Origin of the sequence: Streptomyces sp. VTCC 41912 (assembly GCF_045799175.1) — a bacterium.
Lineage (GTDB): Bacteria > Actinomycetota > Actinomycetes > Streptomycetales > Streptomycetaceae > Streptomyces > Streptomyces albulus_C.
This window is the reverse complement of sequence record NZ_JBJMAB010000009.1, coordinates 22,063-38,905: the sequence shown is the minus strand read 5'-3', so window position 1 is coordinate 38,905 and position 16,843 is coordinate 22,063. Positions and strand designations below refer to the sequence as shown.

The 16,843-nt window shown below is 74.2% G+C and carries 11 protein-coding genes; 8 read left to right on the top strand and 3 right to left on the bottom strand.

Annotated elements, in window-relative coordinates:
* Positions 1–699 precede the first annotated feature (699 nt).
* The 3 genes from ACJ6WD_RS15755 to ACJ6WD_RS15745 are packed head-to-tail and all read left to right on the top strand — an operon-like array spanning position 700 to position 5,344.
* Positions 700–1,440, top strand: coding sequence for a ComEA family DNA-binding protein (locus tag ACJ6WD_RS15755; protein ID WP_407615997.1), 741 nt, complete (start codon positions 700–702; stop codon positions 1,438–1,440).
* On the top strand, positions 1,437–4,571 hold the full coding sequence (locus ACJ6WD_RS15750; RefSeq protein ID WP_407615996.1) for a ComEC/Rec2 family competence protein: 3,135 nt from the start codon (positions 1,437–1,439) through the stop codon (positions 4,569–4,571). The genes ACJ6WD_RS15755 and ACJ6WD_RS15750 overlap by 4 nt, the downstream gene beginning before the upstream one ends.
* Positions 4,571–5,344 (top strand): arylamine N-acetyltransferase family protein, encoded by a 774-nt coding sequence (locus ACJ6WD_RS15745; protein ID WP_407615995.1) that lies wholly within the window; start codon positions 4,571–4,573, stop codon positions 5,342–5,344. Before ACJ6WD_RS15750 ends, ACJ6WD_RS15745 begins: the two co-directional genes overlap by 1 nt.
* 160 nt (positions 5,345–5,504) lie before the next feature.
* Here ACJ6WD_RS15745 and ACJ6WD_RS15740 read toward each other — a convergent pair whose 3' ends face one another.
* Positions 5,505–5,759 carry a hypothetical protein gene (locus tag ACJ6WD_RS15740; RefSeq protein WP_016577677.1) on the bottom strand — a complete coding sequence of 85 codons (255 nt, stop codon included), beginning with the start codon at positions 5,757–5,759 and terminating at the stop codon, positions 5,505–5,507.
* A gap of 114 nt (positions 5,760–5,873) precedes the next feature.
* On the opposite strand from ACJ6WD_RS15740, the gene holA reads away from it, so the two are divergent.
* Entirely contained in the window at positions 5,874–6,857 is a 984-nt protein-coding gene (gene holA / locus ACJ6WD_RS15735; protein ID WP_053164797.1) for a DNA polymerase III subunit delta, read from the top strand.
* 258 nt (positions 6,858–7,115) lie between these two features.
* On the opposite strand, the gene ACJ6WD_RS15730 is transcribed toward holA, so the two are convergent.
* Positions 7,116–8,066, bottom strand: coding sequence for a hypothetical protein (locus tag ACJ6WD_RS15730; RefSeq protein ID WP_376446969.1), 951 nt, complete (start codon positions 8,064–8,066; stop codon positions 7,116–7,118).
* 314 nt (positions 8,067–8,380) lie between these two features.
* Positions 8,381–8,647, bottom strand: coding sequence for a 30S ribosomal protein S20 (gene rpsT / locus ACJ6WD_RS15725; RefSeq protein WP_016576187.1), 267 nt, complete (start codon positions 8,645–8,647; stop codon positions 8,381–8,383).
* A gap of 435 nt (positions 8,648–9,082) precedes the next feature.
* Between rpsT and lepA the strand changes: the two genes are divergently transcribed.
* The 4 genes from lepA (at position 9,083) to hemW (ending at position 16,809) form a co-directional block, all read left to right on the top strand.
* Positions 9,083–10,957, top strand: coding sequence for a translation elongation factor 4 (gene lepA / locus ACJ6WD_RS15720; protein WP_044375242.1), 1,875 nt, complete (start codon positions 9,083–9,085; stop codon positions 10,955–10,957).
* A gap of 314 nt (positions 10,958–11,271) precedes the next feature.
* Entirely contained in the window at positions 11,272–13,161 is a 1,890-nt protein-coding gene (locus ACJ6WD_RS15715; RefSeq protein WP_407615994.1) for an AMP-dependent synthetase/ligase, read from the top strand.
* Positions 13,162–13,356: 195 nt separating this feature from the next.
* A complete protein-coding gene (locus ACJ6WD_RS15710; RefSeq protein ID WP_233657765.1) occupies positions 13,357–15,465 on the top strand; it encodes an ATP-binding SpoIIE family protein phosphatase in 2,109 nt (702 codons plus the stop codon).
* A 111-nt stretch (positions 15,466–15,576) separates the two neighbouring features.
* Positions 15,577–16,809, top strand: a complete 1,233-nt coding sequence (hemW, locus tag ACJ6WD_RS15705; protein WP_016577213.1) for a radical SAM family heme chaperone HemW — start codon at positions 15,577–15,579, stop codon at positions 16,807–16,809.
* The last annotated feature ends 34 nt before the right edge of the window (positions 16,810–16,843 follow it).

The following is a 16,843-nucleotide window of genomic DNA, read 5'->3' as shown; positions in this document are numbered from 1 at the left end:
CGTGACGGCTCTGTGACGCGTGCTCGGGCCGTGGCGGATGGTGCCTTCGGATGCCCTTGTGGGTGACGGAATTATCCACAACTCGCCACTTATCCACGGGTCGTGAGGCCGTTCAGCGAGATCCGCGCGAGGTGCCTACCGTCGAGCGCCATGAGCACTTTTCGAACGGCCTTCTCACCGGATGCAACGTCCGTGTCGGTGTCCCTCTCCGAGTCCGAACCGTCGGGCGGCGGGGCCGGCCCCTCGGCCGGAGCCATGACCTCCGCAGCGCCGTTCGCGCGGTGGGGGAAGCGGGAGCGCGAGCGAGCGCGGCAGTGGAAGCGCGAGCGGATGCGCGCGCGGGCCGCGGTGATCTTCGGTGCCGGCCTGGAAGCGGGTGCGGCGGATGCTGACGAGGAGGGGGCTTCCGGCGCGGGCAGGGACGCCCCCTCCGGGCAGGATCCCGGAGGGGGCAGCGGACGTCCGGCGCAGGGGGATCGTGCGGACCGGCCCGGTGCCGGCGAGGGGGAGGGCGAGGGGCCGGCCCCGGGTGCCATCGGCGAGGGCAGTCGCGGCCGGGGCGCCGTGCGGGGACCGCTCGGCCCGAGCGGCGGCCGTGGCCCGTTCGGCACGAGGGGCGAACCCCACGCGCATCGGGCGCCGCCGTGCCGCGAACACGATCCGCCCGCTGTTCGCAGGGCGGAGCGCTGGCGGTCGGCGGTGCGTGAACGGCTGCCGCTGTGGCTCCAGTTGCGCTGCGGCACGGACTCGAAGGCGTTGGCTGCGCTGGCCCTCGTGCTGGTGGTGGCCGTGGGCTTCGCCGTCCAGCACTTCTGGGCGGCGACTCCGGAACGGGTGAGTGCGCCGGGTGCCGAGCGGCCGATCGCGGCGCCCGGACCCGGGGCCCGCCCGCCGGGCCCGACCTGGGCATCGGCGGACCCCTCGCCCCGTGGCCCGACGGCGGGGGGACCGCCAGGCGGAGCGGTCCGGATGGTCGTCGTGGACGTTGCGGGGAAGGTCCGGCATCCGGGCGTCCACCGGCTGCCCGCGGGCTCCCGGGTCACCGACGCGCTGGCGGCGGCGGGGGGAGCGCTGCGCGGCACGGAGCTGCGTGGGCTGAACCAGGCGCGGCTGCTGACCGACGGCGAACAGATCCTGGTCGGCGAACCGGGCGCCGGCACCACGGGCGGCGTCAGCGGTGGCGGGCCGACCGGGGGCGGTGGCGCCGGAGGCGGAGCGGGCAGCGGCGGTCCGCCCGGCCTGGCGGGCGGACCGGTGAGCCTGAGCACGGCGACGGAGCAGCAGCTGGACGCCCTGCCCGGAGTGGGCCCGGTGCTGGCCCGCCACATCGTCGAATTCCGCACCCAGCACGGCGGGTTCACTTCGGTGGACCAGCTACGGCAGGTGACCGGCATCGGTGCGCGCCGGCTCGCCGATCTGCGCCCCCTGGTGACGCCATGACACTGGCTCGGGAGGCGGCGGCCCCGCCCCTCGGTGCCGAGGCGGAGACGAACCGGGCCGGTCCCGCCGATCTGCGCCTGGTCGGGCCCGCGCTGGCGGCGTGGGCGGCGGCAGCGTTCGCCCTGGGGGCACCAGGCGGCGCGGTGGCCCTGGGCTGTGCGGCGGCCGTGGTGGTCGCGGCACTTCTGCTGTGGCGGGCCAAAGTGCGTGCGCCGGGTGCCGGCGGCCGGTTCCCGCAGGCCCGGGAGGCGGGGCACGGGCGGCCGGCAGGGGCGTGCGTGGCGCTGGCGGCGGTGTTGCTCTGCGCCGTGGCGGGCGCCGCGTCCGCCGCGCTGCACGCCGCAGACGTACGCCGCGGACCCCTGCCCGCCTGGGCCCAGCGGTACGCGCGGCTCACGGTGGACCTGGAGGTGACCGACGATCCCCGGATGACCCGGCCCAAGGTCCGCGGCTCCCAACGCACGCCGCCGGCACTGGTGTTCACCGCCGACGCCGTCCGCGTCGCAGCACCGGACGGCACGGTCACCGAGGCCCGCACCCCGGTGCTGGCCGTGGTCCAGCATCGCGACCCTGAGGACGAGGAGGACGGAGGGGGGACGAGCGGAGGGGACGGCGGAGGGGAGGAGGACGCCGCGCGTGCGAGGGCGGGGCCGGAGCGCGGAGCCGGCGCGGGCCGAGGGGAGGCGCTGTCGCAGTGGCGGGGGTTGCTGCCGTCGACCCGGATCCGGGTGGTGGCGCGTGCCGCACCGCCGCTGGCGTCGGCGGACCGGATGGCCGCGGTGCTGAGAGTCACCGCCGACGGGCCACCGACCCAGGTGGAGCCGCCCTCCGCCCTCCAACGGTTGGCCGGCAGCCTGCGTGCCGGGCTGCGCGACGCGACCGACGGGCTGAGCGCCGACGCCCGCGCACTGTTGCCGGGCCTCGTCGTCGGTGACACCGCACGCGTGCCGCCGGAGCTCGACGACGCCTTCAGCACCACCGACCTGACGCACCTGCTGGCGGTGTCCGGCAGCAACCTCACCATCGTGCTGGCCCTGCTCATCGGCCCACCACACCTCGCCAGCCGGGCCGAACGCCGGGGCGTGGCACGGCATCTGGGGCTTTCGCTGCGCGGCACCGCCGTGGTGGGCGGGGCGCTCGCCCTCGGCTTCGTCGTCGTGTGCCGCCCGGACCCGAGCGTGTTGCGGGCCGCCGCTTGCGGACTGATCACGCTGCTCGCCATCGGCACCGGGCGCCGCCGCTCGTTGCTCCCCGCACTCGCGGCCGCGGTGTTGTTGCTGGTCCTCTACGACCCTTGGCTGGCCCGCAGGTACGGCTTCCTGCTGTCCGTGCTGGCCACCGGGGCGCTGCTGCTCCTCGCCCCGCGCTGGAGCGCGGCCCTGCAACGCCGTCGGGTGCCGGCCCGGCTCGCCGAGGTGATCGCCGCGGCGGCGGCCGCCCAGGCGGTCTGCGCGCCCGTCGTCGCGGTGCTCGCGGCGCGGGTGGGGCTGGTCGGCGTCCCCTGCAACCTGCTCGCCGAGCTCGCGGTGGCCCCGGCCACGATCCTGGGCTTCGCCGCGCTCGCCGCCGCCCCGATTGCCCTGCCGGTCGCCAAGGCGTTGGCGTGGTGCGCGGGTTGGCCGGCGGGGTGGATCGCGGGCGTCGCCCGCACCGGGGCGGAGCTTCCGGGCGCGGAGGTCGGCTGGCCCGGCGGTTGGGTGGGCGGGCTGGCGCTCGCCGCGGCCACCGTGGTGTTGCTGGCGGTCGGCCGTCGGGCGCTGCGCCGCCGGTGGCTGTGCGTGCTGTGCGCGTTGGCCCTGGTGCTGGCGGTGTGCCGGCCCGCGCCACTCACCCGGGTGCTGACGGGCTGGCCGCCACCGGACTGGCGGGTCGTGGCGTGCGACGTGGGACAGGGGGACGGACTGGTGCTGGCGGCGGGCGACGGTACGGCGCTGGTGGTGGACACCGGGCCCGAGCCCCGCGCCATCGACCACTGCCTGACCGCTCTGGGCGTCCACCGGATCCCGCTCCTGCTCCTCACGCACTTCCACGCGGATCACGTGGACGGTCTGTCCGGGGCGTTGCGGGGCCGTTCGGTCGGCGCGATCGAGACCACGACGTTCCAGGAGCCGAGCGGGCAGGCGGCGTTCGTCCGGCGGGCGGCGGCCGGTGCCGGCATCCCCCTGGCCCGCGCCGTACCGGGGGAGCGGCGTCAGCTGGGCCCTCTCACATGGGAGGTCCTCTGGCCGGGCGCCTCCCCGCCGGGGGTGGGGACGGCGGCCGGCGAGGGCGGATTTTCCGGGCCCAACGACTCCAGCGTCGCCCTGCTCGTCCGGACGGGTGGGCTGACCGTCCTGCTCCTGGGGGATCTTGAACCGCCCGCTCAGCAGGCCCTGTTGAGCGCCCATCCGGAGCTGGCCGCCGTCGACGTCCTGAAGGTGGCGCACCACGGTTCCGGCTATCAGGACCCGGAGTTCCTGCACCGTCTGGCGCCACGGCTGGCCCTGATCTCCTGCGGCGTCGGAAATCCGTACGGGCATCCGGCTCCCCGCACCCTCGCGGCGTTGCGGGCGGGTGGTGCGTTGGTGCTGCGCACGGACGTCGACGGCGCCATCGCGGTGGTCGGCACTCCCGGCAGGCTCTCCGCGGTGGTCGGCGGGCGTCGGTCCCGGAGGCGGTCGAGGGCGTCCGGCGATCGGCCGTCCCGAGACGGGGCCCGTCGTGGAAGGCCGTCGGCAGGGTGCTTGAGAGGGAGGGGAGGCCGCTGGTGCCGGGTTGGCCGTCGATGCGGCTGCCGCGTCGCGTTCCACCGGACGGGAGAAGAGTCGCCCGCGAGGGGGAGCGAGGCCCACCGAATAGCGAGGGAGCCCGCCCGGAGAGGAAGATCATGCGGGTCGGCGGGTCGGCGGGTCGGCGGGTCGGCGGGTCGGCGGGTCGGCGGGTCGGCGGGTCGGCGGGCCTGTGGGCCTGTGGGTCCGTGCGGCATACGACGCGAGCTGCGTGCGCTGAGAGGAAAGCGGGCGGGTGCCGGCCCAGGCGGGAAGTGCGCGTGCGCCGGGTGTCAGGGGCGTCGGCGCGCATCGGACTGGAGCAGCGGCGCCTCCCGCGGGAAGCGGGAAGCCGTGCGACGTGTGGAGAGGAAGAACGGCTGATGGACGAGGCCACTGCGGATGCCTACCTTCGGCGGATAGCCGCCGACCGACCGGCCGTCCCCGATGCGGACGCGCTGCGTGCGCTGCAACTGAGCCACCTGCGAGCCGTGCCGTTCGAGAACCTCGCCATCCACCTGGGAGAGGAGATCGTCCTCGCGGAGCAGCCGCTGCTGGACAAGATCGTGGGGGCCCGCCGGGGCGGGTTCTGTTACGAGCTCAACGGCGCCTTCGCGATGCTGCTCGGGGCGCTGGGGTACGAGGTCGAGTTGCTGTCGGCCCGGGTGTTCGGGCCGGAGGGGCTGGGCATTCCGTACGACCACCTCGCGCTGCGGGTGCACACGCCCACCGGGCCCTGGCTCACGGACGTCGGCTTCGGCCGGAACAGCCACCGTCCGTTGCGGCTGGACAGCATTGCGGACCAGCACGACCCCGCGGGCGTCTTCCGGATAGCCCGCACGCCGGAGGGCGACCTCGACGTCCACCGGAACGGAGAGCCGCAGTACCGCCTGGAGCAGCGTCCGCGCGAGCTGGCGGACTTCGAGGTGGGGTGCTGGTGGCAGCGCACGTCGCCCCGGTCGCACTTCCGGCAGTCGCTGGTCTGCTCACAGCTCACCGAGACCGGACGGGTCACGCTCTCCGGCCGCACGTTGGTGATCACCGGTGCCGATGGCGCTCGGGAGGAGCGCGAGCTGGCGGCGGACGAGGTCGTGCCGGCGTACCTCACCCACTTCGGCATCACGCTCGATCGGGAGCCGGTCCTCCTGGGCGGATGACCACGCGCGAGGGCCCCTGGTGCGGGGCAGGTGAGGGCGGGGCGTGGGGCGAGGGGCGAGGGGCGAGGGGGTGGTGGGGAGCGGGGGGGGGGAGGGGAGCGGGGGGAGGGGGAGAGGCGGGGAGGCGGCGGGTGGGGGGAGGGGAGGAAAGGCAGGCCCCCTACTCGGTCTCCCGCCACCCCTCGTACTCCCCCGCGAGGGCATCCAGCCGAGCCGCGTCGTAGGCGGCGTCGGGGTCCTCGACCACCACGAGCCACTGCGCGTCCTCGGCGTCGTCCTCACCGGCCAGGGCGTCCCGCACCAGTTGGGGTTCCTCGGCGACGCCGAAGCGTTCGGTCAGCGCCTCGGCGACCTCCTCGGCGGCGTCGCGGTCGGGGAGGACGAGCACGTGGCGGCTGTGGTGGGTGTCGTTCACCGGTCCATTGTCGAGGATCGGCCGGCGGGCGGCGGTGGGGGACCGCGTGACGGGTCAGGGCGTGTGGTCCTGGGCGGGTGGGATTGTCGGTGGGGCGTGGGATGCTGGGACGCGATGGCCAGGAAGACAGCTAACGACGATCCGCTCGCCCCCGTCACGATCGCGGTGGGGCAGGAGGAGCTGCTGCTCGATCGCGCGATGCAGCAGGTGGTGGCCGCCGCCCGGGCGGCGGACGCGGACACCGACGTGCGGGACCTCACCCCCGATCAGCTCCAGCCCGGCACGCTTGCCGAGCTGACCAGCCCTTCGCTCTTCGCCGAGCGCAAGGTCGTGGTGGTGCGCGCTTCCCAGGACCTGTCCGCTGACACCATCAAGGACGTCAAGGCGTATCTCGGCTCGCCGGCGGAAGAGATCACCCTGGTGCTGCTGCATGCCGGTGGGGCCAAGGGCAAGGGGCTGTTGGACGCGGCCCGCAAGGCCGGGGCGCGCGAGGTGGCCTGCCCCAAGATGACCAAGCCGGCCGATCGGCTCGCGTTCGTCCGCGGCGAGTTCCGGGCGACCGGTCGCTCGGCCACGCCGGAAGCCTGCCAGGCGCTGGTGGACGCCATCGGGAGCGATCTGCGCGAGTTGGCCTCGGCGTGCGCCCAGTTGGCCGCCGACGTCGAGGGCACGATCGATGACGCCGTGGTCGCGCGTTACTACACCGGTCGGGCCGAGGCGTCGAGCTTCACCGTCGCCGACCGGGCGGTCGAGGGGCGGGCCGCCGAGGCGTTGGAGGCGCTGCGCTGGGCGATCGCGACCGGTGTCGCCCCCGTGATGATCACCAGCGCGCTGGCCCAGGGCGTCCGGTCCATCGGCAAGCTCGCCTCCGCCCCGCGCGGCGCCCGCCCGGGCGACCTCGCTCGGGACCTGGGCATGCCGCCCTGGAAGATCGACCGCGTCCGGCAGCAGATGCGCGGGTGGTCGGCGGACGGCGTTGCCGTGGCGCTGCGCGCGGTGGCCGAGGCCGACGCGGGGGTGAAGGGCGGCGGGGACGATCCCGAATACGCCCTGGAGAAGGCCGTGGTGACGATCGCGCGGGCGGCCCGCTCGCGGTAGCGGGGCCCCGGGGACGCCGCATGACGAGCCCCGACGCCCCGCGGACCAAGCCCCGTTGCGTCGACGGACCGACCACGGACCGACCACGGACCGACCGCGAGCGAACATTCACGGACCAACCGCGCGACGGATTCGGGACGCCCCGGTGCCTGCGGGGCACGATCCGCGAGCGAACCCACGCCCCGTGCCGCCCCCCGTACCCCCGGCCCCCCGTACCCCCGCCCCCTCCGCCTCCGGGCCCCCGGAGGCGGAGTCGGCTCAGTCGTGGAGCCGGCTGAGGGTTTCCCGTGCGCTGGATTCCAGCATGGTGGCGATCTCGGCGGGGCCCGGCGGTTTCACGCTGCTGCTGCCCGCCGTGTAGCTGGACCACGTCGTCTGGTAGGTCATCCAACCGTCGCGGACGGCGAGGATCACGTAGGAGCTGTTGAGGGCGCCGGAGTCGGTGCGGGTGACGAGGAACGCCTCGTCACCGATGCCGGAGACTGGTTCGACCTTGTACGTGGTCGAGGTCTGTTGCGTCTCGTACGCGCGGTACAGGTCGGCGAACTCGGGGGCCGGGTCGGTCTTCTTGTGCAGGGTGGCGGCGCTGTAGACCCAACTCGACGAGTAGTCGGTGGTGCCGGCGCCGTCCGGGGTGAGGGAGACGTTGCACCACATGGAGTCCATGGAGCCCATCCGGGAGCCGCTGTGCTGCGGGTTGGGCGGCGAGGACGGGCCCGACGAGCCGGTCGAGCCCGTTCCGGCGCTCGGCTTCGTCTTGTAGTGGGCGTTCTCGAAGGGCGTCAGGGACGTCACGGAGCACAGGTCGTCGCGGAACGCGTAGCCCTTGAGGACGGGGTGCGGCTCCGAGGAGAAGGCCCCGGTGGCGAACATCACCGAGGCGCCGATCGCCGTGGCGGCGACCGCGCCCCCGACGGCCCACAGCCAGCCGGAGACGCCCCGGGACGGCGCTGCGCCCGGCGCACCGGTGGGCGCCGCCCCGTATGCCCCGGCCGGCGCCGGATAGCCGTAGCCGCCCGGCCCCTGGGGAGGCGCCGGCGGGGTCCCCGGTGGCGCGCCCTGCGGGCCCGGCTGGGCGTAGGGGTTCTGCTGGGCGGGCACCGGAGGCGGCGGTGCGGGCGTCGGGCCGTAGGCGGGCGGCTGCGGCGCGGAGAAAGGAGCGTTCTGGTCTCCCGCGAAGGGAGGGTTCTGGTCCCCCGTATTAGACATGGCCGCAGAGTAGCGGACGCCTCCGACGGTGCACCCTGCTCGGACGGGATCGGGGCGCTGCACGGCGGGGGCTTGCGTCGCCGCCTACGACGAAAGGCCCCGCCCCGCCCGGCGAGGGGCAGAGGCAGGGCCTTCGTATCCAGTTCTGGATGGCTGCTCGGCAGGCCGTGGGCCGCCGAGGAGCCGGGTGCGCCGCACCCGCGTGGCGAACGCAGGCCGTGTGCGGCGCGGTGGTGCACCGGCAGGGAGCGGAGAGAGGGGCCGCTGGTTCCCTGAACGGCGGGGTGACCGCGTCGAGCGCGGTCGGCAGAGGGTCAGCCCTTGAGGGACGCGACCTTCTTGGCAAGCGCCGACTTCTTGTTGGCGGCGTTGTTCTTGTGCAGAACACCCTTGCTGACGGCCTTGTCGAGCTTCTGGGCCGCCAGGGCCTGCGCGGCGGTGGCCTTCTGCAGGTCACCGGCCTCGATGGCCTCGCGGGTGCGACGGATCGCGGTCTTCAGGGAGGACTTGACAGCCTTGTTGCGCTGACGAGCCTTCTCGTTGGTCTTGATCCGCTTCATCTGGGACTTGATGTTCGCCACGAAAGAGCCTTTTCAGGTTCGTTGGAGTTTCGAGTTGCGCCGCGCACGAGAGAGGGCACGAAGCGCAGTGGGTCAGGCTACCAGTCGGGTCTGCGACGCCCAAACCGGGCCTCGTCGGCCGGACCTCGGGCCCGACCAGGGACGGAGTCCCGGGCCCGCCGCTCCACCGGCGGACCGCACCGCCCGTGCGGGGGTGCCGCCGGCGCCGCGTGCCACCGCACGCCGTCCGGGGCCCGTCGCCCCTCACCGGACCTCGTCGGAGCCGACGGATACCCGTCCCGATCCCGTCCCGATCCCGTCCCGATCCCGGCGGGGCCCGTCGGCGACCCCGCCCCGGATGCCCGTACCGCCCCACCCCCGGCGCTCATGGGACGATGGGGGAGACATCACATGACACCGAGTCCCGCCTACCCGCGTTCACTGAATGGACCCTGCGTGCCCGCGACCCCTACGAACGTGCCGGAGCCGAGCCGTACCGACCCGGCGCTCCTCCGTAACTTCTGCATCATCGCGCACATCGACCACGGCAAGTCGACGCTCGCCGACCGGATGCTCCAGCTCACCGGTGTCGTCGACCAGCGGCAGATGCGCGCGCAGTACCTCGACCGCATGGACATCGAGCGCGAGCGCGGCATCACGATCAAGTCCCAGGCGGTCCGGCTGCCCTGGAGCCCCTCCGAGGGCGAGGAGGGAAGTGGCACCACCCACATCCTGAACATGATCGACACGCCGGGCCACGTCGACTTCACCTACGAGGTGTCCCGCTCCCTGGCCGCGTGCGAGGGCTGCATCCTCCTCGTCGACGCCGCCCAGGGCATCGAGGCCCAGACCCTCGCCAACCTCTACCTGGCGATGGAGAACGACCTCACGATCATCCCCGTCCTCAACAAGATCGACCTGCCTGCGGCGCAGCCCGAGAAGTTCGCCGCCGAGCTGGCGAACCTGGTCGGCTGCGAGCCCGAGGACGTCCTGAAGGTCTCCGCCAAGACCGGCGTCGGCGTGCCCGAGCTGCTGGACAAGGTCGTCCGCGAGGTGCCGGCCCCGGTCGGCGTCAAGGACGCCCCCGCCCGCGCGATGATCTTCGACTCGGTCTACGACGCCTACCGCGGCGTCGTGACGTACGTGAAGGTCGTCGACGGCACGCTCAGCAAGCGCGAGCGGATCAAGATGATGTCCACCGGCGCCGCGCACGAGCTGCTGGAGATCGGCACGAACTCGCCGGAGATGACGCCGGCCGACGGCCTGTCCGTCGGCGAGGTGGGCTATCTGATCACCGGTGTGAAGGACGTCCGGCAGTCCAAGGTGGGTGACACGATCACCCAGCTCAGCAAGGGCGCGCAGGAGCCCCTCGGCGGCTACAAGGACCCCAAGCCGATGGTGTTCTCGGGCCTGTACCCGCTGGACGGTTCGGACTACCCGGAGCTGCGCGACGCGCTGGACAAGCTCCAGCTCAACGACGCCGCGCTGGTCTACGAGCCGGAGACCTCGGCGGCGCTGGGCTTCGGCTTCCGCGTCGGCTTCCTGGGCCTGCTGCACCTGGAGGTCATCCGGGAGCGGCTGGAGCGCGAGTTCGGCCTCGACCTGATCGCGACCGCTCCCAACGTGGTCTACCGCGTGGAGATGGAGGACGGTGTCGAGCACACCGTCACCAACCCCAGCGAGTTCCCCACCGGCAAGATCGACGTGGTGCACGAGCCGGTCGTCCGGGCCACGATCCTGGCGCCCAGCGAGTTCATCGGCGCGATCATGGAGCTCTGCCAGACCCGGCGCGGCGCGCTGCTGGGCATGGACTACCTCTCCGAGGACCGGGTCGAGATCCGCTACACCCTGCCGCTCGCGGAGGTCGTCTTCGACTTCTTCGACCAGCTCAAGTCCAAGACCCGCGGCTACGCCTCGCTGGACTACGAGCCCACCGGCGAGCAGACCTCCGACCTGGTCAAGGTCGACATCCTGCTGCACGGCGACAAGGTCGACGCGTTCTCCGCGATCACCCACAAGGACAAGGCGTACGCGTACGGCGTGCGGCTGGTCGGCAAGCTGCGCGAGCTGATCCCGCGGCAGAACTTCGAGGTGCCGATCCAGGCCGCCATCGGCAGCCGGGTGATCGCCCGCGAGACGGTCCGCGCCATCCGCAAGGACGTCCTCGCCAAGTGCTACGGCGGTGACATCTCCCGCAAGCGGAAGCTGCTGGAGAAGCAGAAGGAAGGCAAGAAGCGGATGAAGATGGTCGGCAGCGTGGAGGTCCCGCAGGACGCCTTCATCGCGGTGCTGTCCTCGGACTCCGACGGTGACAGCAAGGCCAAGAAGTAGCGGCGGGTCGATCGCGCGGCGGTCGACGGCGGACGCCCGGGCGGGGCGCCGGTTCCTCGGGAACCGGCGCCCCGTGCCGTTTCCGGGCCGTCAGGACGGGGCGGTCGAGCATTCCGGCGGGGCCTTCGCCCCTGTCGGACGGGCGGGGGCGGGCGCCTCGGTCAAGCGCGTGTCATGTGCACCCATCGCGCGGGTCACATCGTGAATCCAGTCGGGTGCAGCCCCTTACGCGGCGGCGTCACGCGTTCTACTCTGATCACTGCTCAAAGGTTACTCGCGAGTCACCAGCAACGAAGCGGGCCCCGGAGGACGCCGTGACCGACACTCACACGCTGATCGACAACCGGCCGCCTTCGGTGGCGACCCTGTTCCTGGAGCGGGTCGCGGCCACCCCGGACGTCGAGGCGTACCGCTACCCCGTCCCCCCTGCCGCGGGCTCAGGACCGGACGACTGGAAGACGCTGACCTGGTCCGACGCCGCCGAGCGGGTGCTCGCCGCGGCCGCCGGGCTGATCGCCCTGGGCGTGCGCCCCGAGGAGCGGGTGGCGCTGGCCGCCAACACCCGGGTGGAGTGGATCCTCGCCGACCTCGGCGTGCTGTGCTCCGGCGCCGCCACCACCACCGTCTACCCCTCCACCAACGTTGACGAGACCGCGTTCATCCTGGCCGACTCCGGCAGCCGGGTGCTGATCGCGGAGGACGCCGCGCAGCTCGCCAAGGCCCGCGAGAAGCGCGCCGAGCTGCCCGAGCTGTCGCACGTCGTGGTGATCGACGAGACCGCCGCCCGGCCCGCCGACGACGACCCCGACGACTGGGTGCTCTCCCTCGCCGAGCTGGAGAAGCGCGGCACCGCCTACCTGGAGCAGCACCCGGAGTGCGTCAAGGAGCGGGTCGCCGCGCTCCGCGCCGACCAACTGGCCACCCTCATCTACACCTCCGGGACCACCGGCCGCCCCAAGGGCGTCCGGCTGGCGCACGACTGCTGGTCGTACATGGCCCGCGCCATCCAGGCGACCGGGATGGTCACCGCGGACGACGTGCAGTACCTCTGGCTGCCGCTGGCGCACGTCTTCGGGAAGGTGCTGACCGCCGGGCAGATCTCCGTCGGGCACGTGATCGCGGTGGACGGCCGGGTCGACAAGATCATCGAGAACCTTCCGGTGGTCCGGCCGACGTACATGGCGGCCGTCCCGCGGATCTTCGAGAAGGTCTACAACGGCGTCGCGGCCAAGGCCCGGGAGGGCGGCGGCGCCAAGTACAAGGTCTTCCAGTGGGCGGCCGGCGTGGCCCGCGAGTACGCCAAGGCGTCCCAGGACAACTTCCGCCGCACCGGCAACGCCTCGGTGCCGTTCGCGCTGGCCGCCAAGCACAAGGTCGCCGACGCGCTGGTCTACACCAAGCTGCGGGAGGCGTTCGGCGGCCGGCTGCGCGCCGCGATCTCCGGCTCGGCCGCCCTCGCCCCCGAGATCGGCTACTTCTTCGCCGGCGCCGGCATCCACATCCTGGAGGGCTACGGCCTGACGGAGTCCAGCGCCGCCAGCTTCGTCAACCCCGGCGAGGCGTACCGCACCGGCACCGTCGGCAAGCCGCTGCCCGGCACCGAGGTGCGGATCGCCGAGGACGGCGAGATCCTGCTGCGCGGCCCCGGCATCATGCAGGGCTACCACGGCCTGCCGGACAAGACCGCCGAGGTCCTGGAGGAGGACGGCTGGTTCCACACCGGGGACATCGGCGAACTGTCCCCCGACGGCTACCTGCGGATCACCGACCGCAAGAAGGACCTGATCAAGACCTCGGGCGGCAAGTACATCGCGCCCGCCGAGGTGGAGGGCCAGTTCAAGGCGGTCTGCCCGTTCGTCTCCAACGTGATCGTGCACGGCGCCAACCGGAACTTCTGCACCGCCCTGATCGCGCTGGACGAGCCGACCATCCTCAAGTGGGCCGAGGAGCACGGCCTGGGCGGCAAGGGCTACGCCGAGGTCGTCGCCACCGACCAGGTCCGGGCGCTCATCGACGGCTACGTGGAACGGGTCAACGGGGAGCTCCAGCGGTGGCAGCAGATCCGCAAGTTCCGGTTGCTGCCGCGCGACCTGGACATCGAACACGGGGAGATCACCCCCAGCCTCAAGATCAAGCGGCCGGTGGTGGAGCGGGCGTTCAAGGACCTGCTCGACGAGATGTACGCCGGGGCGCGGGAGGCGTAGTGGCGCCGGCACCCCGGCCCCGGCGGCCGGCGGCCGGACCGCGGCGCACCGGTCAACTGGCGCGCCGGGTCAGTCGAATTGACCCCTCTGACCACGCACTTCCGTGACTCACCGTTTATGGGTGGGCTCGTTCTGTCACTCTGGCGTAGGCGCAACCGGCGCCGCTGGGGACTGCTCGGGAGTTGCTCGATGAGGATGACAACTTCGGCCGGACGGAACGACGTTGCCGGGGCGGCCGCCCGCTCCCTGCGGGCCACGCTGCCCGGCGACCCGCGGGCCGCGGCGGCCGCGCGTCGCTTCGTCCGGACCGCCTTCGCGGACTGGACCGAGCGGCGGCTGCCCGGCGCCGACCGGCTCACCGACCGGCTGGCGGACGAAGCGGTGCTGCTGGTCAGCGAATTGGTGACCAACGCGGTGGTGCACGCCGGCACCACCGTCGAGCTGCTGTGCCGCCTCGACCCCGCCGAGGAGCACGTGCCGTACCCCGACGACCCTCCGGACGCGGTCCCCGAGGAGCCGCCCCGCCCCGGCCTGGTCGTCGAGGTCTCCGACCGCCACCCCACCCGGCCGGTGCGGGCCGGCGAGGACACCGGGGCGCCCGAGGGCGGCGGCCACGGCCTGCGGTTGATCAGCGCGGTGGCCGACGCCTGGGGCGTGACCTACCGGCGCGCGATGAAGACGGTGTGGTTCCGGTTGCCGGTCGGCGCCCCCGACGCGACCTGGCCGGAGCCGGAGACCACGGACGGCGCCTACGGCACCTACGACGGCTACGGCACCCACGACGGCTACGGGGCGTACGACGGCCCCGACGCGTACGCCGGCCACGGCGCCCGCGCGGCCTACGACACCTTCGACGACCAGCGCTTCCGGCGGGAGTTGCGGGCCTCCGAACTCCTCGCCCCGGTGCCGCGCCGCCCCGCCCCGCCCGAGGACCGCCCCGAACGGGACCGCGGCGGCGTCGACAGCGGCGCGCTGTCCTTCCTCGCGGAGGCGTCCGACCTGCTCTCCGGACAGCTCGACGCCGACCAGGTCGCCTCGCTGGCCTGCCAGCTGATCGTCCCGCGGCTCGCCGACTGGTGCGCGGTGTGGCTCCACGACGGCGACGGCGGCGCCCCCGGACGCGGCCTCGCCGAGGACGGCCAGGCGCCGCGGCTGGCCCGCGTCTGGCACCTCGCCGAGGGCCGGATCGACTCGCTGCGGACCGCCCTGGAGAAGGAACCGCCCAGCCGGTGGACCGACGGCGCCACCGACAACCGCCCGGTCCCGGTGCCCTGGCCGTGGCCGCCCGAACCGACCGGCCCCGAGCCCGGCGGCGCGGCCCTGGCCTGCCCCCTGGTCGCCGGCGGCCGCCGGCTCGGCACCCTGCTGCTCGGCCGGGCCGGGCTGCGGCGCTTCCCCGGCGAGGTGGTCGCGCTCACCGAGGACCTGTGCGGCCGGGCCGCCCGCGCGGTGGCCACCGCCCGCGCCTACAGCCGCCAGGAACGCATCAGCCGGGTCCTCCAGCGCCGGCTGCTGCCCCAGGGGCGGGCCCGGGTGCCCGGCGTCGCGTCGGCGGTGGTCTACGAGCCGCGCGAAGGCGCCTGGGCCGGCGGTGACTTCTGGGACCTCTTCGACGCCGGCGACGGCCGCTGGTGCTTCGCGCTCGGCGACGTCTGCGGCTCCGGCCCCGAGGCCGCCGCGGTCACCGGCCTGGCCCGGCCGGTGCTGCGGCTGCTGGCCCGCGACGGCTTCGGCGTCGCCGAGGTCCTCGACCGGCTCAACAAGACCATGGCCCGGGAGGCCGCGGACTCCGTCGCCGCGGTCGCGGCGGCGGTGGCGGCGGCCGGCGCGGGCGCGGAGGCCCCCGTGGAGATCCGCGAGGAGGGCGAGCAGGCCCGCTTCCTCTCCCTCCTGTACGGCGAGATCGTCCCGTACCGCGGCGGCGCGGGCGGCGCCCGCTGCACCCTCGCCAGCGCCGGTCACCCGCTGCCGCTGGTCCTCGGTGCCGACGGCGCGGTGCGGGTCGCCGCGGCGCCGCAGATGCTGCTGGGCGTCGTGGAGGACGCGGCGTACGTCAGCGAGTCCTTCGACCTCTGCCCCGGGGAGACGCTGGTGTGCGTCACCGACGGGGTGACCGAGCGCCGCTGCGGCCGGCGGCTCTTCGACGACGAGGACGGGCTGGCCAGCGCGCTCGCCGGGGCGGCCGGCCGCAGCGCCGACGCGATCGCCGAGCACATCCGCCGCACCGTGCACGCCTTCGGGCCCACCCCGCCCGACGACGACCTCGCCCTGATGGTGCTCCAGGCGGCGGGCTGCGGCGGATAGCCGGGCCGGCGGGCCGGCGTCGCCCCCGGCACCGGCCCGCCGCCACGGGCACGCGGGCCCCGGGGACGGACCGCGGACCGGCACCGTCCGGCATGACGGACAATGGACCCCATGCCTTCCGCACTGCCAGATGGTGAGCCGATGCCCCAGGACGGGGCGTTGCCCCGCCACGCGCTGACCGGCGCCGCCGAGCGCCCCCTCGGCTTCTATCTGCACGTGCCGTACTGCGCCACCCGCTGCGGCTACTGCGACTTCAACACCTACACCGCCAGCGAGCTGCGCGGCCCCGGCGGCGCCCTGGCGTCCCGGGAGAACTACGCCGACACCCTCGTCGAGGAGGTCCGGCTGGCCCGCAAGGTGCTGGGCGACGACCCCCGCCCCGTCGAGACGGTCTTCGTCGGCGGCGGCACCCCGACGCTGCTGCCCGCCGCCGACCTCGGCCGGATGCTGGCGGCGCTGCGCGACGAGTTCGGCCTGGCGCCGGACGCCGAGATCACCACCGAGGCCAACCCGGAGTCCGTCGATCCGCGCTACCTCGCCGAGCTGCGCGCGGCCGGCTTCAACCGCGTCTCCTTCGGCATGCAGAGCGCCCGGCAGCACGTCCTGAAGGTCCTCGACCGCACGCACACCCCCGGCCGCCCCGAAGCCTGCGTGGCCGAGGCCCGCGCGGCCGGCTTCGCGCACGTCAACCTCGACCTGATCTACGGCACCCCCGGCGAGTCCGACGACGACTGGCGGGCCTCCCTCGAAGCGGCCACCGCCGCCGGCCCGGACCACGTCTCGGCGTACGCCCTGATCGTGGAGGAGGGCACCCAGCTGGCCCGCCGGATCCGCCGCGGCGAGGTCCCGATGACCGACGACGACGTGCACGCCGACCGCTACCTGATCGCCGAGGAGCACCTCACCGCCGCCGGCTTCTCCTGGTACGAGGTCTCGAACTGGGCCACCACCGAGGCCGCCCGGTGCCGCCACAACGAGCTGTACTGGACCGGCGCCGACTGGTGGGGGGCCGGCCCCGGCGCCCACAGCCACGTCGGCGGCGTCCGCTGGTGGAACGTCAAGCACCCCGCCGCCTACGCCCAGGCCCTCGCCGAGGGCCGCTCACCGGGCGCCGGCCGGGAACTCCTCGCCGACGAGGACCGGCGCGTCGAGCGGATCCTCCTGGAGCTCCGCCTCGCCGACGGCTGCCCGCTCGACCTCCTCGCCCCCGCGGGCGCCCGCGCCGCCGCCCGCGCGGTGGCCGACGGCCTCCTGGCGCCCGGCCCCTACGAGGCGGGGCGGGCGGTCCTGACGCTCCGCGGGCGGCTGCTCGCCGACGCCGTCGTGCGCGACCTGGTCGACTGACCGCTCCGCCGCCCCGCGGCTCGGTGGGGCCAGT